Source organism: Streptomyces sp. NPDC107522 (genome assembly GCF_055657525.1).
Window position 1 is genome coordinate 610347 of the sequence record NZ_JBVKAU010000004.1, and the last position, 24115, is coordinate 634461.

27 protein-coding genes and 1 tRNA gene are annotated in these 24115 nt (G+C 67.6%); 14 read left to right on the forward strand and 14 right to left on the reverse strand.

What is annotated here, in order from left to right; translation table 11 throughout:
- Positions 1 to 9: 9 nt before the first annotated feature.
- The 4 genes from pknB (at position 10) to ACZ7L6_RS16825 (ending at position 3711) form a co-directional block, all read left to right on the forward strand.
- Complete coding sequence (gene pknB / locus ACZ7L6_RS16810) at positions 10 to 2016, forward strand: Stk1 family PASTA domain-containing Ser/Thr kinase (protein WP_471924444.1); 2007 nt, start codon at positions 10 to 12, stop codon at positions 2014 to 2016.
- A gap of 170 nt (positions 2017 to 2186) precedes the next feature.
- Positions 2187 to 2621, forward strand: coding sequence for a hypothetical protein (locus tag ACZ7L6_RS16815; protein WP_471924446.1), 435 nt, complete (start codon positions 2187 to 2189; stop codon positions 2619 to 2621).
- 299 nt (positions 2622 to 2920) lie between these two features.
- A complete protein-coding gene (locus ACZ7L6_RS16820; RefSeq protein WP_471924448.1) occupies positions 2921 to 3238 on the forward strand; it encodes a hypothetical protein in 318 nt (105 codons plus the stop codon).
- Between the two features lie 116 nt (positions 3239 to 3354).
- Positions 3355 to 3711, forward strand: coding sequence for a restriction endonuclease (locus ACZ7L6_RS16825; protein WP_471924450.1), 357 nt, complete (start codon positions 3355 to 3357; stop codon positions 3709 to 3711).
- Positions 3712 to 3822: 111 nt separating this feature from the next.
- Here ACZ7L6_RS16825 and ACZ7L6_RS16830 read toward each other — a convergent pair whose 3' ends face one another.
- The 6 genes from ACZ7L6_RS16830 to ACZ7L6_RS16855 are packed head-to-tail and all read right to left on the reverse strand — an operon-like array spanning position 3823 to position 8255.
- On the reverse strand, positions 3823 to 4578 hold the full coding sequence (locus ACZ7L6_RS16830; protein ID WP_471924452.1) for a class E sortase: 756 nt from the start codon (positions 4576 to 4578) through the stop codon (positions 3823 to 3825).
- Positions 4579 to 4591: 13 nt separating this feature from the next.
- The gene (locus ACZ7L6_RS16835) at positions 4592 to 5899 is read right to left on the reverse strand and encodes a class E sortase (protein WP_471924454.1); all 1308 of its coding nucleotides are present in this window, start codon (positions 5897 to 5899) and stop codon (positions 4592 to 4594) included.
- Positions 5896 to 6534 carry an aminodeoxychorismate/anthranilate synthase component II gene (locus ACZ7L6_RS16840; protein ID WP_433043733.1) on the reverse strand — a complete coding sequence of 213 codons (639 nt, stop codon included), beginning with the start codon at positions 6532 to 6534 and terminating at the stop codon, positions 5896 to 5898. The genes ACZ7L6_RS16835 and ACZ7L6_RS16840 overlap by 4 nt, the downstream gene beginning before the upstream one ends.
- On the reverse strand, positions 6531 to 6728 hold the full coding sequence (locus tag ACZ7L6_RS16845) for a hypothetical protein (protein WP_433055243.1): 198 nt from the start codon (positions 6726 to 6728) through the stop codon (positions 6531 to 6533). The genes ACZ7L6_RS16840 and ACZ7L6_RS16845 overlap by 4 nt, the downstream gene beginning before the upstream one ends.
- Before the next feature lie 17 nt (positions 6729 to 6745).
- Positions 6746 to 7459 carry a class E sortase gene (locus ACZ7L6_RS16850; RefSeq protein WP_471924456.1) on the reverse strand — a complete coding sequence of 238 codons (714 nt, stop codon included), beginning with the start codon at positions 7457 to 7459 and terminating at the stop codon, positions 6746 to 6748.
- A gap of 19 nt (positions 7460 to 7478) precedes the next feature.
- Complete coding sequence (locus ACZ7L6_RS16855) at positions 7479 to 8255, reverse strand: DUF881 domain-containing protein (RefSeq protein WP_471924458.1); 777 nt, start codon at positions 8253 to 8255, stop codon at positions 7479 to 7481.
- A 141-nt stretch (positions 8256 to 8396) separates the two neighbouring features.
- Here ACZ7L6_RS16855 and crgA point away from each other — a divergent pair, with 141 nt between their 5' ends.
- Positions 8397 to 8651 carry a cell division protein CrgA gene (crgA, locus tag ACZ7L6_RS16860; protein ID WP_384765806.1) on the forward strand — a complete coding sequence of 85 codons (255 nt, stop codon included), beginning with the start codon at positions 8397 to 8399 and terminating at the stop codon, positions 8649 to 8651.
- Between the two features lie 271 nt (positions 8652 to 8922).
- On the opposite strand, the gene ACZ7L6_RS16865 is transcribed toward crgA, so the two are convergent.
- Positions 8923 to 9813 (reverse strand): rhomboid family intramembrane serine protease, encoded by an 891-nt coding sequence (locus ACZ7L6_RS16865; RefSeq protein ID WP_471924461.1) that lies wholly within the window; start codon positions 9811 to 9813, stop codon positions 8923 to 8925.
- 101 nt (positions 9814 to 9914) lie between these two features.
- Positions 9915 to 10448, reverse strand: coding sequence for a peptidylprolyl isomerase (locus ACZ7L6_RS16870; protein WP_471924463.1), 534 nt, complete (start codon positions 10446 to 10448; stop codon positions 9915 to 9917).
- Between the two features lie 325 nt (positions 10449 to 10773).
- Here ACZ7L6_RS16870 and ACZ7L6_RS16875 point away from each other — a divergent pair, with 325 nt between their 5' ends.
- Positions 10774 to 11487 (forward strand): DUF5324 family protein, encoded by a 714-nt coding sequence (locus ACZ7L6_RS16875; RefSeq protein WP_471924465.1) that lies wholly within the window; start codon positions 10774 to 10776, stop codon positions 11485 to 11487.
- 482 nt (positions 11488 to 11969) lie between these two features.
- On the opposite strand, the gene ACZ7L6_RS16880 is transcribed toward ACZ7L6_RS16875, so the two are convergent.
- Positions 11970 to 12042: transfer RNA gene (locus tag ACZ7L6_RS16880), tRNA-Ala, on the reverse strand.
- Between the two features lie 183 nt (positions 12043 to 12225).
- Here ACZ7L6_RS16880 and ACZ7L6_RS16885 point away from each other — a divergent pair.
- Positions 12226 to 12774 (forward strand): helix-turn-helix domain-containing protein, encoded by a 549-nt coding sequence (locus ACZ7L6_RS16885; protein WP_433043716.1) that lies wholly within the window; start codon positions 12226 to 12228, stop codon positions 12772 to 12774.
- Positions 12775 to 12963: 189 nt separating this feature from the next.
- Complete coding sequence (locus tag ACZ7L6_RS16890; RefSeq protein WP_471924467.1) at positions 12964 to 14841, forward strand: serine/threonine-protein kinase; 1878 nt, start codon at positions 12964 to 12966, stop codon at positions 14839 to 14841.
- Between the two features lie 168 nt (positions 14842 to 15009).
- Here ACZ7L6_RS16890 and ACZ7L6_RS16895 read toward each other — a convergent pair whose 3' ends face one another.
- Both ACZ7L6_RS16895 and ACZ7L6_RS16900 read right to left on the reverse strand, forming a co-directional pair.
- Positions 15010 to 16305 carry a hypothetical protein gene (locus ACZ7L6_RS16895; RefSeq protein ID WP_471924469.1) on the reverse strand — a complete coding sequence of 432 codons (1296 nt, stop codon included), beginning with the start codon at positions 16303 to 16305 and terminating at the stop codon, positions 15010 to 15012.
- A gap of 297 nt (positions 16306 to 16602) precedes the next feature.
- Positions 16603 to 16731: a DLW-39 family protein gene (locus tag ACZ7L6_RS16900; protein ID WP_003999697.1), complete on the reverse strand. Its 129-nt coding sequence runs from the start codon at positions 16729 to 16731 to the stop codon at positions 16603 to 16605.
- Between the two features lie 348 nt (positions 16732 to 17079).
- Between ACZ7L6_RS16900 and ACZ7L6_RS16905 the strand changes: the two genes are divergently transcribed.
- Complete coding sequence (locus ACZ7L6_RS16905) at positions 17080 to 17460, forward strand: DUF6344 domain-containing protein (protein ID WP_471924471.1); 381 nt, start codon at positions 17080 to 17082, stop codon at positions 17458 to 17460.
- Positions 17461 to 17637: 177 nt separating this feature from the next.
- On the opposite strand, the gene ACZ7L6_RS16910 is transcribed toward ACZ7L6_RS16905, so the two are convergent.
- Positions 17638 to 18381 carry an AAA family ATPase gene (locus ACZ7L6_RS16910; protein WP_471924473.1) on the reverse strand — a complete coding sequence of 248 codons (744 nt, stop codon included), beginning with the start codon at positions 18379 to 18381 and terminating at the stop codon, positions 17638 to 17640.
- 312 nt (positions 18382 to 18693) lie between these two features.
- On the opposite strand from ACZ7L6_RS16910, the gene ACZ7L6_RS16915 reads away from it, so the two are divergent.
- Positions 18694 to 19305, forward strand: coding sequence for a hypothetical protein (locus ACZ7L6_RS16915; RefSeq protein WP_471924475.1), 612 nt, complete (start codon positions 18694 to 18696; stop codon positions 19303 to 19305).
- A 644-nt stretch (positions 19306 to 19949) separates the two neighbouring features.
- Here ACZ7L6_RS16915 and ACZ7L6_RS16920 read toward each other — a convergent pair.
- Both ACZ7L6_RS16920 and ACZ7L6_RS16925 read right to left on the reverse strand, forming a co-directional pair.
- On the reverse strand, positions 19950 to 20615 hold the full coding sequence (locus ACZ7L6_RS16920) for a YdcF family protein (protein WP_471924477.1): 666 nt from the start codon (positions 20613 to 20615) through the stop codon (positions 19950 to 19952).
- Positions 20615 to 21406, reverse strand: a complete 792-nt coding sequence (locus tag ACZ7L6_RS16925) for a GntR family transcriptional regulator (RefSeq protein WP_471924479.1) — start codon at positions 21404 to 21406, stop codon at positions 20615 to 20617. Before ACZ7L6_RS16925 ends, ACZ7L6_RS16920 begins: the two co-directional genes overlap by 1 nt.
- Before the next feature lie 160 nt (positions 21407 to 21566).
- Between ACZ7L6_RS16925 and ACZ7L6_RS16930 the strand changes: the two genes are divergently transcribed.
- From ACZ7L6_RS16930 to ACZ7L6_RS16945, 4 genes are read left to right on the forward strand one after another with little or no spacing between them, the layout of a single operon-like run.
- Positions 21567 to 21899 carry an SCO3933 family regulatory protein gene (locus ACZ7L6_RS16930; protein WP_471924481.1) on the forward strand — a complete coding sequence of 111 codons (333 nt, stop codon included), beginning with the start codon at positions 21567 to 21569 and terminating at the stop codon, positions 21897 to 21899.
- A gap of 2 nt (positions 21900 to 21901) precedes the next feature.
- A complete protein-coding gene (locus ACZ7L6_RS16935; RefSeq protein ID WP_471924483.1) occupies positions 21902 to 23230 on the forward strand; it encodes an FtsK/SpoIIIE domain-containing protein in 1329 nt (442 codons plus the stop codon).
- A gap of 17 nt (positions 23231 to 23247) precedes the next feature.
- Positions 23248 to 23895, forward strand: coding sequence for a DUF2637 domain-containing protein (locus ACZ7L6_RS16940; RefSeq protein ID WP_471924485.1), 648 nt, complete (start codon positions 23248 to 23250; stop codon positions 23893 to 23895).
- Positions 23896 to 23914: 19 nt separating this feature from the next.
- Positions 23915 to 24097, forward strand: a complete 183-nt coding sequence (locus ACZ7L6_RS16945) for a mobile element transfer protein (protein ID WP_471924487.1) — start codon at positions 23915 to 23917, stop codon at positions 24095 to 24097.
- The last annotated feature ends 18 nt before the right edge of the window (positions 24098 to 24115 follow it).

Here is a 24115-nt window from a genome sequence, read left to right on the forward strand (position 1 = left end):
TAGGTAGCTATGGAAGAGCCGCGTCGCCTCGGCGGCCGGTACGAACTGGGCCAGGTGCTCGGTCGTGGTGGCATGGCGGAGGTCTACCTCGCGCATGACACCCGCCTCGGCCGCACCGTGGCAGTGAAGACGCTGCGCGCGGACCTTGCGCGCGACCCGTCCTTCCAGGCCCGGTTCCGCCGGGAGGCCCAGTCGGCCGCCTCGCTCAACCATCCCGCGATCGTCGCGGTCTACGACACGGGCGAGGACTACATCGACAACGTGTCGATCCCGTACATCGTCATGGAGTACGTAGACGGCTCGACGCTCCGCGAGCTGCTCCACTCCGGCCGCAAGCTGCTGCCGGAGCGCGCCATGGAGATGACCATCGGCATCCTCCAGGGCCTGGAGTACGCCCACCGCAACGGCATCGTCCACCGCGACATCAAGCCCGCGAACGTCATGCTGACGCGCAACGGCCAGGTCAAGGTGATGGACTTCGGCATCGCCCGCGCCATGGGCGACTCCGGCATGACCATGACCCAGACGGCCGCGGTCATCGGCACCGCTCAGTACCTCTCACCGGAGCAGGCGAAGGGCGAGCAGGTAGACGCGCGCTCGGACCTCTACTCGACCGGCTGCCTGCTCTACGAACTCCTGACGGTCCGCCCGCCCTTCGTCGGCGACTCCCCGGTCGCGGTCGCGTACCAGCACGTACGGGAAGAAGCACAGCCCCCGTCGGTCTTCGACCCCGAGATCACGCCCGAGATGGACGCGATCGTCCTGAAGGCGCTGGTCAAGGACCCGAACTACCGCTACCAGTCGGCCGACGAGATGCGCGCCGACATCGAGGCCTGCCTCGACGGCCAGCCGGTCGCGGCCACGGCCGCCCTGGGCTCCGTCGGCTACGGCGGCTACCCCGACGACCAGCCGACCACTGCCCTGCGCCAGACGGACGCCGGCGCCACGTCGATGCTGCCGCCGATGAACCCCGACGACGGCGGCTTCGGCTACGACGACCGCGTGGACCGGCGCCGCCAGAAGAAGTCCAACACATCGACGATCCTGCTGGTCGTGGCGGCGGTGCTGGTGCTTGTGGGTGCGGTGCTGATCGGCAGGTGGGTGTTCGACGGCAACAACGCGAGCAACGACAATGTGTCCGTGCCCAACCTCGTGGGCCAGACCGAGCCCAACGCCAGGCAGTCGCTGGAGAACATCGACCTCAAGGTCGGCGAGGTCACGAGGAAGGCCTGCGAGGAGCAGCCCGAGGGCCAGATCTGCGACCAGGACCCCGACTTCAACACGAAGGTCCCGAAGAACTCCACCGTCAATCTGGTGGTGTCGACCGGGGCCCCGAAGGTCACCGTGCCGAGCGTGGAGGGCCTGACCTACGAGAAGGCCAAGTCCGAGCTTGAGGGCAAGGGCTTCAAGGTCGAGCAGAAGACCGAGGAGTCCGACCGGAAACCGGGCATCGTCATCAGCCAGGACCCCGAGGGCGATACGGAACAGGAGAAGGGCACGACGATCACCCTCACCGTGGCCAAGGAGAAGGCACAGTCCACGGTTCCGGACGTCGCTCTCAAGTCCTGTGACGAGGCAAAGGCCCAGATGTCGGCCAACGAGCTGGTCGGCACTTGCGTCGAGGTGGAGACCCAGGACCCCAACCAGGTCGGCAAGGTCATCGACACCGACCCGGCGATCGGTACCCAGGTCTCCAAGAACTCGCCGGTGCAGATCCGGATCGGCAAGGCCGCCGAGCAGGAGCAGGTGCCGGTGCCGACCGTGACCCAGCTGTCGCTCAAGGACGCCAAGAAGGCCCTGCAGGACGTCGGCCTGACGGTAGGCAACATCACCGGCTCCCAGAACGACCAGGCCATCGTCTTCCAGCAGGACCCGCAGCCGAACACCCAGGTGGCCAAGGGCACCGCGGTCAACTTGGTCGCGTTCGACCAGGGCGGCAACAACAACGGCGGCGGCGACAATGGCGGCCAGATCTTCGGCGGCGTCACCGGAACGTCGGCCCGCACGGAGGACTGACCCCGACCCACGTGGGTGAGCCCCGGTGCCCTGCTCAGGGCGCTGGGGCTCTGACGTACCGGTGTCTGACAGTACAACTCCCCACAATAGTCGAACAGTTGTGCTATCTTTCGCCGCGGGTCAACAGACCATTGACCGCATGTTCAACTTCAACACGGGGAGGACAGTAAGTGCTCAAGTCCCGCGCAGCCACCATCCTCGGCACCATCGCCGCTGCCACCATGCTCACCATCACCACCGCCTCCGCCGCCGACGGCCATCAGCGCGCCACTGCCGTCGCTGGCCCCGAGTGGGATGAATTCATGTGCGATGACGCTGTCGGTGCTCGCGCCTGCTTCTTCCATGACGGCGACTGGTTCTCGATCGAGGACCGTGACAAGGACGGCCACTCCGCCGTCGTCAAGTGGAAGATCAGCACCTCGTTCAACGGCCCCGCCGTCCGCTCCGGATACATCTGGAACACCTCCGGCAACGACACTGTGCGGTACATGAACAAGGACTTCCCCGAGCTCTACGACGTCTACTTCTACGCCTGCGAAGGCAACTGGAGCACCAAGAGGATCATTTCGGGAAGCTGCGGCACGGGGCAGTCCGGAATCGCCTAGAACACTCGCCACCACGGCTCCAGCCCGGTCTCTCGGGACGACCGTCACCTTCCCCCCACCTTGTCGCACTAGGTGCGTCCAAAGATCATGCCTTCACACTTTCACGACTCGTTGATCGGGTGGGGTGGGGAGTCAGAGCTCTGCCCCGGCCATACGGCCACACCACGAGTGGAACGGCAGAACGTGATCAACGAATCGGCACTGCTGGAGTCGAAGACCCTGCGCGACAGCGTGCTGGAACCCACCGACGTGCTCGACAGTGTGAGGGCAACCATCATTGCTACCCGACGGGAGTGCATGTGACGACGGCGATGGTGGCGGCTTACTTCGAGGTTGCCGTGAAGCCCCTCGAGTCAGTGGTGGAGGATCACGAAGAACTGGAAGGCAGCTGCTACCAAGTTCTGACAGGTACGCCACTGGCCCTCTTTAAGAGGGCCAGTGGGATTCAGTCACGCTCCAAGGCGCTCGCCCTCTTCTCCCGCCGCGCCGTCCTCAACGTCGCCATGCTCCTCCGCAACAGCGAAGTCGCACGTCAGGTGCGTGTGTACCTCCTCGACATGGAATACAGGGCCCGCACACAGCCTGTGAAACATCAGGCGAGCACCGCAGGGAGCTGATCGCGCTCCGGGCAGGCGTCCAGCGCTTCGAGCGACGGCTTCGGCACCACCATGCCCGGCTGCAGAGGCTCGAGGCACCGCTGGAGGAGCGCCCCCTCGCCGGTGTCATGGCCGCGATGGACGCCATGAACAGCCGCAAGTTCGAGGAGCACATCGCCACACTGCTGAACCGCGACGGTTGCACGGATGTAGTCGTGCAGAGAGGTCTCGGCGATCGGGGCATCGACGTCATCGCGCTCACAGCCGACGGCCGGCGCCTCGTCGCCCCCTGCAAGAGGTTCGCGCCCTACAACTCCATCACCAGCTCCGACGTCCAGAAGTTCGTCGGCTCGGCCAAGGTTCTGTACAGCGCGGATGTGGCCCTCTTCGTGGCGACGTGCCCCTTCACCTCTGACGCATTGAGCATCGCCACCGAGAGCGGCATAACCGCCGTAGACCGCTCGCTACTGGAGAAAGCGCCGGGGAACCGCTGAAGGTTCTGGGCCATTAACAGCGTACGGAGCAAGAGACCCAAAGCCGCAAAGGCAAGTTGCGGCTTCGGGCCGCCGTCATGCTGGGTGACTGAGTTGCTCCAGGTAACTCAGTCAGCGCAGTTCCTCTGGCGGCGTCCGCGCCTCATCCACCTTCTCCACCCGCTCCAACTCGCCCCACACGATGTACCGATACCGGCTCGTGTATATCGGCGTGCAAGTCGTCAGCGTGATGTAGTGGCCCGCCTTCTTCTTCCCCGACTCCTTCGGGACCGCGGAGAGGACCTTGACGTTGTACTTCGAGGTCTCGGGAAGGACGGCGTAGACCTTGTAGACGTACCACTTGTCCTTCGTCTCGAAGACGATCGGGTCGCCCTTCTTGATCTTGTGGATGTTGTGGAACTCGGCGCCGTGACCGTCCCGATGGGCGGCGAGGGAGAAGTTGCCCTTCTTGCCGGACGTGGGCAGCGTCGCCTTGACCGGGTCGGTGTAGTAGCCGGCGACTCCGTCGTTGAGGATCTTCGACGTCGTGCCCTTCTCGACCAGGATGTCGTCGTCGCCCATGGCGGGCACGTGGAGAAAGCCGATGCCGTTCTTGGAGTCGAACTCGGCGGGACGGCCGGAGCCCTCCTGGTGGGCCCAGATGTCGCGGACCTTGTCGGCCTGTTTGTCCGCCGCCCGGTCGGCGATGACGTTCGTCCACCACAGGGAGTAGACGACGAACAGACCGAGCACCAGGCCCGCTGTGATGAGGAGTTCACCGAAGACGCTGACCGCCATCGCGATCCGGCCCATACGGCGGCGTGCCGGCGGGCGCCGTGACGCAGGGGCGGCCGTGTGTTCTTCCGTGCCCTCGGTGGTCGCTGCCACTTTTCATCTGCCCTTAACTGACGAGCGCATCCGGCTTGCCCTTGCTGCGCGGCCGTTCCTCGACCATCTTGCCCCAGACGATCAACCGGTACTTGCTGGTGAACTCCGGCGTGCACGTGGTGAGCGTGATGTAGCGGCCCGGTTTGGTGAAGCCCGAGTCCCGCGGAATCGGGTCCAGCACGCTCACGTTGCTCGGCGACGTCACCGGCAGGACCGACGCCATCTTGTACACGAAGTACTTGTCCTGCGTCTCGACGACGATCGCGTCGCCCTGAGCGAGCCGGTTGATGTACCGGAACGGTTCACCATGCGTGTTGCGATGCCCCGCCAGCCCGAAGTTGCCGGTCTTGGCATCCGGCATCGCCGTCTTCAGCTTGCCCTCGCCGTAGTGACCGACCATGCCCCGGTCGAGCACCTTCTTGTTGCTGACGCCCTCCGCTATCGGCACGACGACATCCAGCTTCGGGATGTGGAGGATGGCGAAACCCTGACCCGGTTCGAAGGTCCCCGGGTTCCGCTTGCCGCTCGCCCAGTCGTCCTGGAGGCTGCTCGCCTCCTTGTCCGCCTGCGCGTGCGCCCGGACGTTCGTCCACCACAGCTGGTAGCTGACGAACAGCAGCATCAGCACGCCGGTGGTGATGAACACCTCACCGATCGCCCGGCTGGCCAGGACACCCGGGCTGGGCTTGCGCGCCCGTGCCTGCCGACGGGCCTCCACGCGCGACAGGGGCGCCTGCGAACCCTCCGAGCCACTCTCGCCGCCACCCTCGGCGGCCTCCGACCCCTGCCGGGAGCCCCCATGGCGCCCGTGACGCCGCTTGGCGGCCTTTCTACGGGCCGCACGGCCGCCCGTGGTGGTTCCGGTGGCCGACGTGGCGGAGGACGCGGCAGAAGCCGATTTGGCCACGCCTGCGGGCGGGTCCGGTATCCGCAGCGCTACGGTCTCGTCGTCCGGAGGGGGTATGTACGGCTCCGCGTACGGCTCTTGGGCCGCGGCAGCGCTCTGGGGAGAGTGGCCGTCGGCTTCGTAACCCGTTGCACCCTGGCCGTCAGTCCCGTAGCCCTCGGCACCGTGGCCGCCAGCCTGGTATCCCTCGCTGCCGTAACCGTCAGCGCCGTACCCCTCCGCGCCGTACCCCTCGGCACCCCGCCGCTGAGCGGCGACATAGTCCTCCCCTCCGTACCACTCCCCAAGCGCACCAGACGCCCCGTACGGCTGCTGCCCGTACGAGGTGCCCTGGTCGTCGGCGTCGCTGTAGGAGTCCGTGAAGGACTCCCCGTACGCGGCGCCGGACTCGCGCTCGGGGCGCAGTGCGGTCACGCCGTGGCCCTGCCCACCACCGGGGCGAGCCCCGCCGACCTCGCCACCGCACCCTGGTCGCCGCACTCCACCAGCCAGTTGGCCAGCATCAGATGACCGTGCTCGGTCAGCACCGACTCGGGGTGGAACTGCACACCCTCGACCGGGAGTTCACGGTGCCGAAGACCCATGATGATGCCGTCGTGCGTCCGGGCCGTGACCTCCAGCTCGGCCGGCACCGTCTCCGGCTCGGCGGCGAGGGAGTGGTAGCGCGTCGCGGTGAAAGGCGTCGGCAGGCCCGCGAAGACGCCCTTGCCCTCATGCTCGACCAGCGACGTCTTGCCATGCAGCAGCTCCGGCGCACGGTCCACCACACCGCCGTACGCCACCTGCATCGACTGCATGCCGAGACACACACCGAAGACAGGCACCCCGGTCGAGGCGCAGTGCCGCACCATCTCGATGCACACCCCCGCCTCCTCCGGCGTACCCGGACCCGGCGACAGCAGCACCCCGTCGAAGCCGTCCTGGGCATGCGCCGTCGACACCTCGTCGTTGCGCAGCACCTCGCACTCGGCACCCAGCTGGTACAGGTACTGGACCAGGTTGAAGACAAAGCTGTCGTAGTTGTCCACGACCAGAATGCGCGCGCTCACTCGCCCTCCACCGTCACATCGCCGAAGGGAAGCAGCGGCTCGGCCCACGGGAAGACGTACTGGAAAAGGACGTAGACCACTGCCACGACCAGCACGAGTGAGATCAACGCCTTCACCCACGCATTCCCCGGCAGATGCCGCCAGATCCAGCCGTACATGCCGTCCCTTCCGTCGCACCACGGCACCAGACTCACGCCGTACAGCCAACAGACTAACGGCGCAACGCCTCCGGTTTCCCGGCCTCCACAGGCTGTGTGGAGTCCAGGTGGGCCCACACGATCAACCGGTGACTGTGTCCCCACTCCGGATCACACGTGGTCAGGGTCAGATAGCGGCCCTCACGCGTGTACCCCGACTTACGGGGCACAGGGTCGATCACCTCAATGTCGGTGGGCAGGGTTTTGTAAGGGCCTTTGTCGATCCGATACGTGAACCAGGTCGTTCCGTCCGTCAGGACCACCGCATCGCCCGGACGCAGCCTGGGGAAGTCCTTGAAGGGATCGCCGTACGTACGCCGGTGGCCGGCCACCGAGAAGTTGCCCTTCTGACCGAGCTGGGCGGTGCTCGCGTAGTGGCCGAGACCCTTCTTGAGGGTCTTGGTGGCGGTGCCCTCGAGGACCGGCTTGTTCCACGTGAAACCAAGACGCGGGATGTACATGATCGCGAACGGCTCGTCAGCGGTGTACGGGGCCGGCTTCGGCGGACTCGTCGGCGAGCTCTCGTCCGGACTCGCGGGGCTGCCGGGCGCCCCGGCCGTCGGCCGTACCGCCCCCTGCGCCCACTGCTCCTGTAACCGGTCGATCTGATCGTCCATGACGCTGTCCGCCTTCACGCCGGTCCAGAACAGCACATAGGCGACGAAAAGCACGATCACGGTGCCGACGGTGATGCACAGCTCGCTGGCGGTCCTGACGACGACGCGCACCGGCAGCTCCAGAGAAGGCTCACTCCACGGGCTTGGCGTACTGCAGATCCACTGTGCCCGAGTAGCCGGGCAGAGTCACCGTCCCGTCCTCGGTGACTTTCCAGCCGAGGCCGTACACATTGACGTACACCATGTAGTTCTGGATCGCCGACGAGGCCGCGAGCGCCTTCTGCAGCTTCTCCGGGTCACCGACTGCCGTGATCTTGTACGGCGGCGAATAGACCCGGCCCTGGAGGATCAGGGTGTTGCCGACACAGCGCACGGCACTGGTGGAGATCAGCCGCTGGTCCATGACCTTGATGCCCTTGGCGCCGCCCTGCCACAGGGCGTTGACCACGGCCTGCAGATCCTGCTGATGAATGACCAGGTAGTCGGGCTGCGGCTCGGGGTACCCCGGAAGCTTGGCCGTGGCATCCGGCGGGGCGTCATTGAGCGTGACCGTGACCGCCTCGCCCGTCACCTTCTGCGTACCGGCCCTCTGCTCCAGCGCCGCCAGCTTCTCGTCCTCGGCCTTCGTGCTGCCGTCGTCCCGCTCGGCCAGTGCCTCTACGTCGTCCCGCAGGGCAGCGTTGGATTCATTGAGCTTGCCGTTCTCGTGGCTGCGCTCCTGGATGAGGTCCGAGAGCTTCAGCAGCGAGGCGTCCGTGCGGATATTGGTGCCCTTGGCCGTATTGAAACTGGTGAAGAAAATGAGCCCCGCCAGAGCGAAGACGGCCGCGGTGAGCACCCGAACCGGCCGGAAGCGGCCGCGGACAGGGCTGGATCCCGTCCCGGGGGAGTCGGCAGAATTGCTCAACGTACCCTTATCTCCTTCAGCGCCGCGGAAGCACTACGCTAACGGACGCCCGGGGGAGCAATCAGAGTCCCCTTGTACGCCGCCCCGAGCCAGCCCCAGTTCCCTGCGCGGCCACGCAGCGCATCGACAGGAGAGACCCTCGTGCCGAAGTCACGTATCCGCAAGAAGGCCGACTACACGCCGCCGCCGTCGAAGCAGGCGACCGCCATCAAGCTGAACAGCCGCGCCTGGGTAGCACCCGTGATGCTGGCCATGTTCATCATCGGCCTCGCATGGATCGTCGTCTTCTATGTCACCGACGGTTCGCTGCCCATCGACGCTCTGGGCAACTGGAACATCGTGGTGGGCTTCGGCTTCATCGCGGCGGGATTCGGCGTCTCCACGCAGTGGAAGTAGCGGTCGCTACTCGATGAACTCAGCTCTACCCAGGGCTATCCGCTGAGTTATCCACAGATCGCAAAGGTATCCACAGGCGACCTGGGGAAAAAGAACGACGATCTGTGGATAACCCGTCGAGTGTTGACGCCGGTACGACTGACACACCGCACATCCGGACGAGCGTTCGCCCCCTGTCTGACCTGCGAAAATACGGTCAGTGACAGGGGGCGCCGCTGTTCGCGCAACAGTGTGCACAGGCTTGGCCACCCGCTGTGGACAACCGTGCCGGTCAGGTGAGCTGAGCCGTCCTGAGCAGGGCCATGAGCACCACGACAGCCAGCACGAGAGCGCAGGTTCCGTACTGCACGAAGGAGCGGTGCTTGCGTGGGGCGTGGACCATCGCGTACCCCGTGATGACGCCGGCGACGAGACCACCGATGTGGGCTTGCCAGGAGATGTTGAACCCTGGGCTGAAGGTGAAGATCAGGTTGATCACCAGCAGGGCGATGATCGGTCGCATGTCGTAGTTGAGCCGTCGCATCAGGACGGCGGTGGCGCCGAAGAGGCCGAAGATTGCGCCGGAGGCGCCAAGGGTGGCGGTGTTCGGAGACGTCAGGAGATAGGCGAGAGCGCTGCCCGCCAGTCCTGAGACGAAGTAGACGGTGAGGTAGCGGGCACGGCCGAGGGCTGCTTCCAGGGGTCCGCCGAGCCACCACAGGCTGAGCATGTTGAAGCCGATGTGCCAGGGCGCCTCGTGCGTGAACATCGAGGTGACCAGGCGGTACCACTCACCTGACGCGACGCCCTCGGTGGGCGTGAACGGGGCCGGCGGCCAGGCGCCGATGAGGACCAGGTCATTGAGCAGTGCGTCGGACCCTGCCTGCACGGCGATGAACACCGCCACATTGATCCCGATGAGGATCTTGGTGAACAGGCGAGGGTCGGCGGTGATGGTGCCGCCGGCCAGTGTGCGGGGCTGGGAGGCGGTAGGGGCATGCCCTGTCCCGGAACCGCTGCGGACGCAGTCGGGGCACTGGAAACCGACGGACGCGCTGACCATGCATTCGGGGCAGATCGGGCGCTCGCAGCGGGTGCAGCGGATGCCGGTCTCGCGGTCCGGGTGGCGGTAGCAGACGGGCAGGCTCTGGGCGTCCTGCGGGCTGCCTGCCGGCTGGTCCATGAGGTCCCCTAGGTCGTCTACGCGATGCACTTCCTCATGCACCGCCCCGCTCATCCTTACGGACGAGCGGGGCGTTTGGTTCCCTCTGGGATGTGTCGGACTCAGCCTTCGCGGGTCTCGACGACGACCGACTCGATGACGACGTCATTGAGGGGACGGTCGGTGCGGGGGTTGGTCTGGGTGGTGGCGATGGCGTCCACGACCTTCTGGCTGGCGGGGTCGGTGACCTCGCCGAAGATGGTGTGCTTGCGGTTGAGATGGGTCGTCGGGGAGACGGTGATGAAGAACTGGGAGCCGTTGGTGCCCGGGCCGGCGTTGGCCATGGCGAGCAGGTAGGGCTTGTCGAAGCGGAGGTCCGGGTGGAACTCGTCCTGGAACTGGTAGCCGGGGCCACCGGTGCCGTTGCCCAGCGGGTCACCGCCCTGGATCATGAAGCCGCTGATGACGCGGTGGAAGACCGTGCCGTCGTAGAGCTTGGCCGTGGACTTCTCGCCGGTGGCGGGGTTCGTCCACTCGCGCTCGCCCGTGGCGAGCTCGACGAAGTTCTTGACCGTGATCGGCGCGTGGTTCGGGAAGAGCCGGACTTCGATGTCGCCGTGGTTGGTCTTCAGGGTGGCGTAGAGCTGCTCAGCCACGATCTGCCTTCCGTTGTCTTTCCGTGACCCCCCGATCCTCGCACGGACGGCGGCCGGCGTCGCCCGGCACTTGTTCACCGGCCCGCAACCCTGGTGATCGCTTGCAGAAAACCGGTCGAGAAGGTCCGCGGCGGGGGCGCGAAGCGACGAACCGTGGCATTGTCGACGACAAGCCCGCGTTGAACCGCATTAATCCGTTATTGCACTCGATCAAGTCCATCGGCACCCATATGCCCGCCCTCACATGCCGCGGAGCGTTCTGGCAGGCATGATCCGTAAAAGGGTGGAAAGTCGAAAACCGTACGCCACCGAGGAGGAGGAACCCGTGACCCGCATTGACAGCGTGCGCGCCGCGACCGGCTCGGCGAAGGACAGCGTGCTGCACGCCGCGGAAGTGGTGGCGCCCTACGCCGACACCGCCAAGGACAGGGCCGCGCACTACGCGCACGAGGCACGCGTACGGCTCGCGCCCAAGGTGTCGCAGGCCACCGAGCAGGCCCGCGCGCAGGCGCTCATGCAGTACGGCACGTATGTCGCGCCGCGCTTGGAGCAGGCCCGTGCGCATGTGCCGCCGAAGGTCGACCATGCCGCACATGAGGCAGCCGTTCGTACGCGTAAGGCTGCCCGGCAGGCTGCCGACTACTCCCGGCCGAGGATCGAGCAGGCGGTGGCCGCGGCCGGGCCCGTCAGGGGCGAGGCTGCTGCGCGTGGGGCCGCTGCTTTGGCGGCGCTGCGCGGCCAGATCTCGCCGAAGGACATTCAGAAGCTGGCCCGCAAGCACCAGAGGCGTGCCAAGGCCGGCCGTGCCGCGAAGGCGCTGGCGATGTTCGGTGCCCTCGCGGGCGCTGCCTTCGCCGCTTGGAAGTGGTGGGACAAGCAGGCCAACCCGGACTGGCTGGTCGAGCCGCCTGCGGCGACCGAGGTGCCCGAGTCTGGCCGTCTCACCTCGGTGGACGGCAGCGGCCAGTCCGACCTTGACCCCGAGGTCCAGGTGAAGGAGGCCGAGGAGGAGGCAGCCCGGCGCGACGAAGGCCCGTGATGTAGGGGCCGGCGATGTGTGAGGGCCGGCGATGTGAGGGCCGCTGAACGGCCGCCATGGTGAAGTGAGCTGTGGGGCGGAAGACTTGAGGGTCTTCCGCCCCACAGTCATGTTTCACGTGGAACATGGGCGGCTTGGCGGAGGGGACGGCGCGTGTTTACGCCCTTCGCCCGTGATGACGTTTGCAACGACCGTGTGTGCAGGTCATGCGCAGGGTTTCTTAACGGTACGCGACCTTCTGATTACCGGATCTGTCTCATACCAGCTCAAGCAAGGCCTCAGCGCCGCAGCACGCCAACTTCGCGCCGCGTCGGCGGGCTGAGCGGTCACCCCGGAGTGCTCCCGACCACCTCTTTGCGCAAACATCCGCAACGGTGTCGCCCGCCGCCAGGTGACGCACGTCACCCATGGAAGGTCCGCCGAGATGCCTGGGATGCAGAAACCGGCCAGAGGCCGCGAGGGCGTCTGACCGGTCCGAGGTGTGGAGCCTAGGGGAGTCGAACCCCTGACATCTGCCATGCAAAGACAGCGCTCTACCAACTGAGCTAAGGCCCCGGAAGAGAAGCGTCCAGCCGGAAGAACCATCATCCGGCGGGCGCCGCAGACCAGAGTACCGGGTCGCCCCCCGTATCTCGCAAAAAGATTGGGGGTCCCGATGAACGACCACTCTCCGTAAGATGCTCGGCGTGGTTCGCTACAGCGAACCACGGTTTTTTGGGGAAGCGATGGGGAGACGCAATGGACGCCGCACAGCAGGAAGCCACCGCAAGAGCGCGGGAACTGCAGCGGAACTGGTACGGGGAGCCGCTGGGGGCGCTCTTCCGTAAGCTCATCGACGATCTTGGGCTCAACCAGGCTCGTCTCGCGGGGGTACTGGGACTGTCGGCGCCGATGCTGTCGCAGCTGATGAGCGGCCAGCGGGCGAAGATCGGCAATCCCGCCGTGGTGCAGCGTGTGCAGCTGCTGCAGGACCTGGCGGGGCAGGTCGCGGACGGCAGCGTGAGTGCGGCCGAGGCCACCGAGCGCATGGAGGAGATCAAGAAGTCGCAGGGGGGCTCGGTGCTCAGCAACACCACACAGACGACGAGCAGTTCGGGGGCGCCGACGGTCAAGCGAGTGGTCCGCGAGATCCAGTCGCTGCTGCGCTCGGTGGCGGCCGCGGGAGACATCATCGACGCTGCGGACACCCTCGCCCCCACCCACCCGGAACTGGCAGAGTTCCTCCGGGTGTACGGCGCCGGCCGCACCTCCGACGCGGTCGCGCACTACCAGTCCCACCAGAACTGACCCCGAGGCCCGGTCGCCGAAGGGGGTTCGGCAGCCGGGCCGACGGCCCGCGTCCTGAGCGGCAGGCGGGGGTCGTGCGGTTCAGCCGCGAGTCCGCCGGGGGAGAGGACGTCGACGAGGGGGGAGTCGTATCGCTCGTCGAGGGGGAAGCAAGGGGGGTAACCGAAGGGGGAGGAGCGACGCACAGCCATGGGTGAGGTCTTCGCCGGCCGGTACGAACTGGTCGACCCGATCGGACGCGGCGGCGTCGGCGCGGTATGGCGTGCCTGGGACCACCGTCGCCGCCGGTATGTGGCCGCCAAGGTGCTGCAGCAGAGCGACGCGCACTCGCTGCTGCGGTTCGTCCGGGAACAGGCCCTGCGGATCGATCACCCTCATGTCCTCGCGCCCGCCAGCTGGGCCGCCGACGACGACAAGGTCCTGTTCACCATGGACCTGGTGGCCGGCGGTTCGCTGGTCCATCTCGTCGGGGACTACGGCCCCTTGCCGCCCTCCTTCGTCTGCACGCTCCTCGACCAGCTCCTCGCGGGGCTGGCCGCGGTGCACGCGGAGGGCGTCGTCCACCGCGACATCAAGCCCGCCAACCTGCTCCTGGAGGCCACCGGCACCGCGCGCCCGCGACTGCGCCTGTCCGACTTCGGCATCGCCATGCGGCTCGGCGAGCCCCGTCTGACCGAGACCAACCTCGTGGTGGGAACGCCCGGTTACCTCGCTCCCGAGCAACTCATGGGTGCGGAACCGGACTTCCCCGCCGACCTGTTCGCCGTAGGACTGGTGGCGCTGTATCTGCTGGAGGGTGCCAAACCCGACGCCAAGGCGCTCATCCAGTACTTCGCCGCGCACGGAACTCCCGCTGCGCCCAAGGGAATTCCCGAGCCACTGTGGCAGGTCGTGGCCTCGCTGCTGCAGCCGGATCCGCAGGCGCGGTTCCGCACCGCTACGGGGGCGCGCAAGGCCCTCGCCTCGGCCATCGAGCTTCTGCCTGAGCCCGGGCCCGATGACGAGCTGATCGAGATCTTCGACCAGATCGGTCCGCTGCCACCCGGGTTCGCGCCGGACGGGCCGCTCAAGGCGGCGCCGGGGGTCGAAGGGGGCAGGGGTGGCTCGCGGCACTTCGACATGGGCACCGTGGGGAGGGGCGCCACCGGCTCGGTGTCGCCGGGTGCCGGGTCCGGGCCGACGAGCACCGGCTCCGTATCGGCAGGTGCAGGCTCCGTGCCGATCGGCACCGGCTCTGGACCGGCAGCTACAGGGTCGATGGGCCCCGGCACCGGCCCTGGACAGCGGGCCACCGGTTCCGGGACTGCCGGTGCCGGGACTCCCGGTTCCGGGACTGCCGGCACCGGCTCGGGCACCGCACCGAGCGACCCGCGGCAAGGTGTGGCCAGCCCTGTCCCGGCGTCTGATGTCGTCGAGCCCCAGCCCACGCCTTCCCAGCGCCCACCCCAGCCCGGGACGGCACCGCCTGCCGCCCAGGAGCCGTCCAGCCCCTCGCAGCCCGGCGACAGCAGCGGGCCGCTCTCCATGTCGGACACCGGCAGCTTCCATCTGCCACCGCCTCAGGCCACCGGCTCCTCGCCCCGGACTCAAACGCCCCCATCGCAGCCGGTCGGCGGATCCGCGAGCCCGTACCCGGTACAGGCGCCACCCCAGTCCCGGCCCCAGGCGCACGGCCCGAGACAGGCGACCCAAGCCCCGGCCCAAGCGCAGCCACAGAAGCGCCAGGACGCCCAGCACCACGCCGCTCACATCTCCCCCTACGACACCACGCACGTCCTGTCCTCCCCTCACCCGCCCGCACCGCTCTACCCGACCGAGCCGCCGACGCCTGCGGCACACCAGCGCGTCGACGCCTCTACTGCTTCGTACACCGCTCAGAGCCCGCAGGTTCCACCTTCGGCACCCTCAATTCCGCAGTCGCACCGCCGCGGCGGCCACCGCGCCGCCCGCCGCGCGGCGCACGGCCTCAGCCGCCGCCCCGGCCCGCCCGCCAAAATCGCAGTCCCGCTCCTGCTGCTGGCGCTGGCCTGTTACGCCGTCGGGTTCTGGGCGCTGGCCCACATCTGAGATCACCGAGGCGCCGAAGGCCGCGAGCAGGCGAACCGGACCCTGCTGGGCCGATGCCCACGAGCGTCCAAACGCTGAGCACCCGCGTTGGAGGGCCTTCCCTCCCCCGCCGGACCGGGATGTCCGAGAGTGCCCGCGCCGCACCTCCCAGCACCCCAACACGTCCCCCTACCAGGCCCCGACCCTCCGCCGAGCCACCACCGCCCACACCCCCAGCACCACCAGCACCACGGTCCCCGCCCCGATCCCGCTCACCGCCAGCAGCGTCATCGCAGCGTCACCGCCACCCCCGGACCCGCCACCGGCCGCAACTGCAGCCGCAGCCCGATCGCCGGGCGCCACCTCGAAGACCCCCTGCGGCTCGGGCTCCCCCTCATAACCGGGACCGGCCTCCGTCTCGCCCCCCACCCGCACACGCAGCGTCATCCCTAACGGCCCGTTGCCGTACTTCTCGGCCATCTCAGCGGTGAGGTGCACCACGAGGTAGTACGACCCGGCGAACCGCATGCCGCGGAACTTGTCGCGGACGGCGTACCGGTTCTCGTACGCGACCGGCGGCAGGGGGTCGAGTTCGGCGGTGTCCTGCCGCCTCAGGTCGTAGTTGGCGCTCGCGTAGTCGACGAGTCCGCGCGCGGGGTTGTAGAGGGCAAGGTTCAGGGCGTTGCCGAGGTAGCCGTCGCCACTGTTCGTGCTGTCCAGTTCGGCGGTGGCGTACAGCTGCCGGCCCCAGTCGAGGGGCACCTTGTAGAAGAGCGTCTGGCCGGGCCTGATGCCCGAGCTCCAGACGCCCTCGCCGACGAATGCCGCGGAGGCGAACCCGGAGCCGCCTTCGCGGCGCACGTCTTCGCCGGTGGGAGGGGTGGGTGGGGCGGAGTTCCAGTCCTCGGGGGCGCTCGTCGCGTCGGCCTGCTCCAAGGGCGGCTCAGAGGTGGCGAAGAGCTCCAGGCCCCAGGCGTCCGCCGCGGAATTCGTCGTACCGACACGCTCGACGATTACGTAGTAGGTGCCCGCGCTCTTGCAGCGGGGCCGCTTGGCGGAGGTCTCGCGTCTGCCCCACGCCGCAATCGGGCGGGCGCTGCTGACGACCCCGAATTTCTCGGTCTCGAGGGAGCAGATGCCGCCGTCGGCGTCCTTCACGGACACCCTGACGCCGTCGCTCGCGGAGACGGTGCTGCCGGGGGCGGGGATCGCGGTCACGGAGACGTACGCATCGGAGGTGGCGTCGAGCCGGAGGCTGTAGTAGATCTCTCCGCTGCTCGGCAGGGAGCTCTTGTACGTCGCGCCGGGCGTGAGGGGCGCGGCGTCCGTGGGGCCTGGCGCGCCCGTGACGGAACGGGCGTCCGGCGCGAAGGCGTAGGGGCTGGGCGTGTCGGCCGCGAGGGCAAACTGGCCGGGCAGGGCGGCCGTCGTACACAGCAGCAGCGCCGCCCCTCCGAGGACCGCACGCGCGCGTGCCGAGCGCAAGCGACCCCGCCGCGCCCTCTCCCGGCGCCACCGTGCCGTACGCCGCCGCCCCATCACGCGCCACCCCTCGTTGTCACCGGACCATGGACGTCGCCCATCCTGCCCAGCCCGGCCCCGCGTCACCCCCGCAATCCGTACGGCCGTCCGATACGCCCGGCTCTAAGACACCCGGCCCGCTCCCGCAACTCGAAGCCACGACAGGCCACGACACGCAACGGCGCTCCACAAAGCGCCCCGAGCGCACAAAACCCCGACCGCCAGGCGGCCGGGGTCTGCTTCAGAATCCGATGTGGTGACTCACGAACCCGTGGGCACGGAGTCAGTCGCCTCCGTCCACAGATCCTGCTCGGCGCGATCCGCCTGGATCTGGCGGTACACGAGGAGCCCGCCGATGGCGGCCAGTGCGACCAGGAGAAGCTTCTTCACCGCGCGACCTCGTCTTTCCTTGACGTAGGGGACCTCTGGCGCCCGACTATACACACCGACCGATATCGATCGGTGACCTGCCGTCGGAGCTCAACTGCCCTCCGGAGCAGCGCAGTAGAAGCGGACGGTACCGCTCCGATCGGACGGTGATCACACCTCGACAGACGGTGACGTTGTTCCTTATCTACCTGCTTCCGGCACTTTCAGGGACTTTCACGGCTTCTTACGCCCATCCGAGTGGTGTTCATCTGAAGATCGACGCGCCACGGGCGTTGGTCCATGATTTCGCGGCCCTCATACACATCATGAGGAAAGTACGCAAATCGCCCAACCCGAAAGTGAGGGGCCATGGCCCGGAACAAGGTCATGAACCTGTGGACCACCATCGTCACCGCCTTCCTCGCGCTGTTCACGGCGCTCGGATTCGTCACGACCCCCGCCGCCGCGGCCGTACCGCACACCGAGACGGCGCGCAAGAGCGGCGGCAGCGACGACAGCGACCGCGGCGCGCAGCTGACGGTGCCGGCGATGCCCCAGTGGGCCTGGTCCTACGCCAGGTCACTGCCTCCCACGATGAAGCAGCGCATCCGCGCCGAGGCCCACGGCAGAACCCCCGGCTGCCGGCACCGCCCGCTCACGGAGACGGAAGCGGCCACGGCCACCTCGCCGACCGGCGGATGCGACTCCGTCGCCGCTCCGGCCCGGCCCCTCGTCCCGCACCAGCGCTGACCGAGGGCTCACCCCGAGCCGTCATCCCCCTTTTCCCAAAGCGCACAGCCTTTGTCCCAGACCACACCACAGCGAGCTTGCGTACAAAACACCAGCTCATGCAGAACCTGATCACGCAGAACCTGATCACGCAGAACCTGGTCATGCATGACCTGTCACGCAGTACCGCAGTGAACCTCACCCTGCCCAGAGGATGTGCCGGAGATAGGCCCCCGGGTCGTTGAGGTAACGCCGCCAATGATCGACGAGTTCCAGTTCTCCCCAGTCCACGGGGCGCATTCCGTGGTCGCCCACCTCGATGATCTCGGCGCCGGGCAGCGCCGTAAGCACAGGTGAGTGTGTGGCGCAGATGATCTGCGCGCCGGAACGCCCCAGTTCGTGCAGCAGCCCGACGAGTTGAAGACAAGAAGCGAAGGACAGCGCGGCCTCGGGTTCGTCCAGGACGTACAGCCCAGGCTCCTGAAACCGCTCGCGGAAGGCCATCAGAAAGCCTTCCCCGTGGCTCATCTCGTCCACGGCACCGGACAGCCGTCCCGTCTGCTGCTCCCGACCCAGCGCGTCCAGCGCGGTCTCCGCCCGCAGGAAGAAGCCTCTGCGGCGCGTACGAGGCCCGCGCAGCATACGGCGCCCGGCCGCCGTCGCCTCGAAGCGTATCCGCCCGCCCAGTGCCGAAGGCTCGCGCCAACTGGCGTACCGGTAGCCCGCGGATCCGCCCCAGGAGTCCAGCCCGAACCCCTCCGCCAGCGCCTCGACGAGCGTCGACTTGCCCGAGCCGTTCTCCCCCACCAGGAACGTGACCGGCACGGTGAACTTCAGGCCGTCCTCCAGCAGCTGCCGCACGCACGGCACCGACCACGGCCACGGGCTGCCTTCCCCCAGCTCGCCCTCGGCGACATGCGCGTATGCCCGTTCGACGATCATGCCGCCAGGCTCTCATCCGGCACTGACAACCGGGCATGCAAAAGACCTCCAGCCGGTATGGACTGGAGGTCTTCTCGCTGGTGGGGCTAACAGGATTTGAACCTGTGGCCTCATCCTTATCAGGTCGATCACGGGAATCTGATCGCCTGCCTCAACCTCTGTCCTGCTCGCGGTGACTGACCATAGAGGTTCGACGGCGGCCGTCGTTGTTCGCGCCTGTTGGTGTCAGCCGCTGATGTCAGCCACACTCCAGAACTTGACAAGTCGCGATCTTTCGCAGCGAGTTGCGCTGGCTCGCGCGATCATACGGGCATGCAGGCCACCTACGTCGTACAGATCGTCACTACAGCTCTGGGTGTCGGTGGCACGTTGGCCGCTGCACTCTTGACGCAAGCCTTCAATCGTCGCGCAGAACGTGAGAGGCATCTACGCGAAGATCGCTCCCGATGGCTTGCAGACAGGCAACGGGTCGCCGCGAAGTTCCTCGCCGGAGCCTTGGCACTTGAGCGGAACCTGTGGTCGCTCTGTTCCCACCTGGATCGGGAAGCGCGCCCTGTGAGGCTGCCCGGCCACACGACAGTCTTATTGATTCCAGACGAGGGCATCCCTGGTGTCATCGACGCCCTTGATCGCGAAATCCTGGTCGATGGAATCGAAAGCGCATTCGAGAATCTGGACGCGCTCGAAGAACTGGTTGCAGAGATCACGCTGATCGGTACGCCTGGCGAAGCGACGGCCGCTACAGAACTCCATGACAGGCTCTTCGATGTGGTCGGCCTCTTGGAAGGCTTCGCTCCCTTCGACGATGCAGCCGACACGGTTCAGGAGTGTCGTTCAATTCGCGATGCGTTCTCCATCGCGGCTCGTGAAAGCTTGCAGGTAGATGGGGGGTTCCACCCTCCTGACAGGAGGCCGCGAGCATGAGTGGCGACCCACGGTCAGCCTTCCTCTTTCCTCTACCCACCACTCACCCCAGCTCCCATCCCGTCCGCCGTCGACCCACACACCGTGGAGCAGGCGTGGTTCATGGCGTCCAGGTGGAGCGCGCCACTGTACGAACGACCTGGACGCCATGGGCCGCGTCTGCTCGGCTCTGCCTGGGTCGGCGGTGGTCGGGATGGGAGCTCCCCGCGCATGCCACTACGGGCCCGCAGTCGGGAACGGCGCCCCCTCCATCCCGGTGCCGGCCGATCCCCCGCCGGAGGCATCGCCTTGACCGGGCCGCTCTATGCGGTGATCGACTCATGGCTACCGGCCCTATCCACATGTGGGCGCGCGTCGGCGGCGGCAGCGCCGAGCGGGCCGAAGGCAGGAGCGCGGGCGCAGCCAGAGCCGGGAAGCGCGCCCGGCGGAGCGGAGCGCAGCCGGGGCTTGATGAGGTAGAGAAACCTGTAACAGCTCCCGGGTCCCGGTCGAAGATCATTTGCTGAGTAGTGGTGTCAGCTCGTGGCCGCCATGCGTCCGGATGTGCGGCGCCTTGTCGCGCAATGAGTCCGTGACCGGCACCGCGCGGATCGCACTCATCGACGCTGCGCTGTCATCCCGGGCTGAGCCATGCGACAGCGGCATCAGGCAGAGTGCTGGTCCGTGGCGAGAAGTCGGCTGGTGAAACCCTCGTGGCACAGCCGCTCGTACGCCTCAAACACGTCATCCGGCACGGGCTGGCTGATCATGAAACCCTGTTCCGGGTAGATCAGGAGTCGCTGGAGTGCCCCCACCAGCATGTCAATGACCAACCGGGCGTCCTGGATGGAGTCCGCGTACTCCTCCAACGTCATCGGTGTGGACGCGCTCACGATCTCGACTTCGGGCCACAGCTTGCGGGCCGTGGCGTACGCGCGCCTCTCCTCGTACGGCTTGCTGATGAGGAGCACCGAGGAGACATCCACTCCGGCCTCCTCGAGCACGGCCTTGGAGAAGCGGATATTCTCGCCGGTGTTTCGAGCGTTGGGCTCTACGCGCACGGCTGAGCTAGGCACACCGAGTTCGAGGGCTCGTTCGCGGTAGTGGACAGCTTCCCCACGGGGCATGCGTTCCCGCGTCGTCGGGCTGGTGGCTCCCGTGAACACAAGCAGGGGAGCCATGCCGCGCTTGTACAGGTCCACTGCCGTATCGGCCACACCCAGGTCGTGACTGCCCAGACCGATGGCAACTGAGCAGGGCCGTACGGTGTGGCCCATCTGGTGGTAGTCCCACAGGCGTCGGGCGTCGGTCCATGCCTGCGTCGAGATCATTAGTTCCCCTTCTCGTCCTTCGCCGAGTCCGGGACCTTGAAGTCGTATTCCCAGGCGAAGCGCGAAGCCGCGTGCACACCAATGGCGAACTCCACCACTGTGCCAGAGGCGGTGTACGTCGTCCGATGCAGCTCGACGACAGGCTCGCCCGGAGGCAGCTGCAAGAGCTTCATCTCGTCGGCCGAGGGAGCCCGAGCAAAGATCTCTTCCTTCATGTGGTCGATCTCGTATCCCGCGTCGTACAACACGCGGAAGCCGCCACCGCGGCCGGCCGGTCCTGGAGTCGGGTCCACCAACCGAGTGCCTTCGACGTGCTCGGGCCGGTAGTAGCTGGTCAGAGTGTGCGTCGGCTGATCGCCTTCCTTTACGAGCCGCGCTCGTGCATACACTTCCGCCCCTTCGGGCAATCCGTGCGCGGCTGCGACTGCTGGCGGGGCCTCTACGAGACTGACCGTTTGGGTCTGCTCATTCCTGCGGTAGCTGCGGCCGGAGGCCACGCGGTCTGCAATGAACGCGACCTCATCGCCATCACGCCACTTGGCCTTGTCGTACCGGGCAATGCCAAGCCGCTTGAGCGGAGCCCGCTGCCGTACAACCGTGCCGTGCCCTCGCGACGATGTGACCAGTCCTTCGGCTTCAAGGGCCTTGTAAGCCGCATGGACGGTGGACTTTGAGCCCTCGCCCGCTGCAACTAGCTCCCTGATCTGCGGAAGTTGCTGGCCAGGGGCGTAGTCACCCCTCTTGATCTGTTCAGCCAGCTTGTCTGCCAGCTCTCTCCACTTCGGCGCCATCTCATGACTCCTCTCAATGAGGTAAGTCAAGCACAGTCCCAGGACTGTTGACAGTCCTGGGACTGCGTGCCACAGTCTCCTTAGGTCGCCCGCAGTCCTAGGACTACGGGCGGAGGGCCTTCTTTGGGCTGCTCCAACGCAACGACTCAGGGAGTACTACATGCCGTCCTTCAAGATCGACGTTTCGACCGCTGTGGTGTTCGTGGCGACCGCGCCGACGCCGAAGCTGGTCAACCAGAAGACCGGCGAGCGGGCCATTGACCGGGAGACCGGCGCGGGCCTGTCCACGGTGGGACTGCTGGTCTCGGACGAGGGAGAGGGCAACCTCTACCAGGTCACCGTCCCGGAGACCGGTCTCCCCGACGGGCTGGCCCCGGGGATGCCGGTGGCCGTGACCGGCCTGAAGGCTCGTGACTGGGAGAACGAGTTCAACGGTCAGAAGCGGCACGGGATCTCGTTCCGCGCGGTGGCGGTCACGCCGCTGGGGGCCTGACCATGACCGACCTCGCCACCTGGTTCGAGCTGGGCGGGGCTGCGGCTGGTGCCGGTGGGCTCGGCTACGCCAAGTACCGCGCCCCGGGCGTGTACTGGTCCGTGGTCGGCCTGCCGGTTACCTGGGGCCGGTTCACCTGGAACTACCGGTCCACCATGGAGGTGTGCGGGCTGACGGTCCAGCCGTCCGGCTTCCGCGCGTTCATGACCCGTAGCGTGGCCCGTCGCGAGGTGCGGCCGGTGCCGCCGAAGATCCGCCGTATCCGCCCGACCTCGACCGGGCTGCAGGTATCCCTGCGGCTTCCGGCCGGTCTGGAACCGGCGGATGTGGTCGCCTCCGCCGTGCGTCTCCGGCACGCCTTCGGGGTGCACTCGGTGATCGTGACGGAGACCAAGCCGGGCTATGTCGAACTGCGTATGACTGGCTACGACGTGCTCCGGCGGGTGCGGATGCCGCGCAAGGCCATGCCCCACGACCTGGTCGTGCCGGTCGCGCTGCGGGAGGACGGCACGGTCTTCGAGCGGGATTACCGCAAGATCCCGCACGCGCTGACCCTTGGCGCGAATCAGTCCGGCAAGTCCATGTACCAGCGCAACCTGATCAAGGGGCTGGCACAGCTCCCGGTCGCGCTGGTCGGCATCGACTGCAAGCGCGGTGTTGAGCAGAGCCGGTACGCGCCCCGTCTGTCGGCGCTGGCCACCGACCGGGACAGTGCCGGAGACCTGGTCGACGCGCTGGTCACGGAGATGGAAGACCGCTTCGACCTGCTCGCCCTGCACGGCGTCTCGGACATCTGGGAGCTCCCCAAGGAACTGCGCCCGGTCCCGCTGGTCGTGCTGATCGACGAGGTGGCGGAGCTGTTCTGGGCGATGTCCAAGAAGGACGAACCGGCCCGCGACCACATGGTCATGCAGCTGGTCCGGCTCGGTCAGATGGCCCGCGCTGTCGGGATCTACCTGGAGGCCTGCGGGCAGCGCTTCGGCTCCGATCTGGGCAAGGGCGCAACCGCCCTGCGCGCCCAGCTCACCGGCCGCGTCGTCCACCGCGTCAACGACAAGCAGACGGCGGAGATGGGCCTGGGCGACATCGCCCCCGATGCGGTGGTCTCCGTGCTGGGGATCCGCGCCGACCGCCCCGGTGTCGCGGTGGCCGGTGACGCCTCCGGCTACTGGTCCCGCATCCGCACCCCCGAGGTCACCCCGGATCAGGTGGCGGCCGTCTGCCGTGACTTCCCCCATCTGACCCCGGAGTTGCCGTTCCTGGCCCCGTTCCGGCCGGTCGGCCGGATGGTGCCGCCGATGCCCACCACGCCGCCGCTGGTCGCCCCGTAGCCGGAAGGAGATCGCCCATGCCCCGCTCGGTCCGCTTCGACGCCGTGCTCGTTCAGGCCGTGATCGCTGGCGCCTTGTCCTTCGCCCACCTGCACGACCTCGCCGAAGCCGCCGGACAGGACGGCTGGAAAGCCTGGGCCTACCCCGTCTCGGTCGACCTGCTGCTGGTGGCTGCCTGGCGACGGCTGCGCGCTCACCGCTCCCGGCTGGCCTGGTCCTGGTTCCTCATCGCCCTGGTCGCCTCGCTCGGTGCGAACGTGGCCACGGCCGGATTCCTCGACCTGGAGCACCCGCCTGCCTGGCTGCGCTTCGGCATCGCCGGTTGGCCCGCGCTGGCCTTCCTCGGCGGCACGCTGCTCGCTCACTCGCCGACTCCGGCCGGGGACCAGGCGCCGGTTCCGCCGGCGCCCGCGGCCCCGGCCCCCACACCCGAACCCCAACCGATTCCCGAGCCGGAATCCGAGCCGATCGCTGCTGCGGAGCCTGCCCCCGCGCTGCCCCGAGCGGCTGCTCCGGCCGTGCCTCCGGCGCTGGTCGACCATGCGCGCAAGGTCGCCACCGAGCACCGCACCCGCACCGGCACGGACATCGATACCGCCACCCTGCGCGCCCGCCTCGGCATCCCGGAAGACCTCGCTGGAGCGATCGTCGCCCAACTCGCCTGACACCCAAGGAGGTTCCACCGTGCGCCCGAACCGCTTCTACAACGTGACCCGTATCGGCCCGGTCAAAGTCGGGACGTTCAACAACGGCCGTGGTCAGACCAAGCACACCGCCGCCTGCACGGCCCCCAAGTGCGGGTTCTCCACCGAGCACAGCGACCGCTCAGCCGCCGAGCTCGCCGCCCGTACCCACCGCTGCGCCTGACTGGTCAGGAGAGAACCC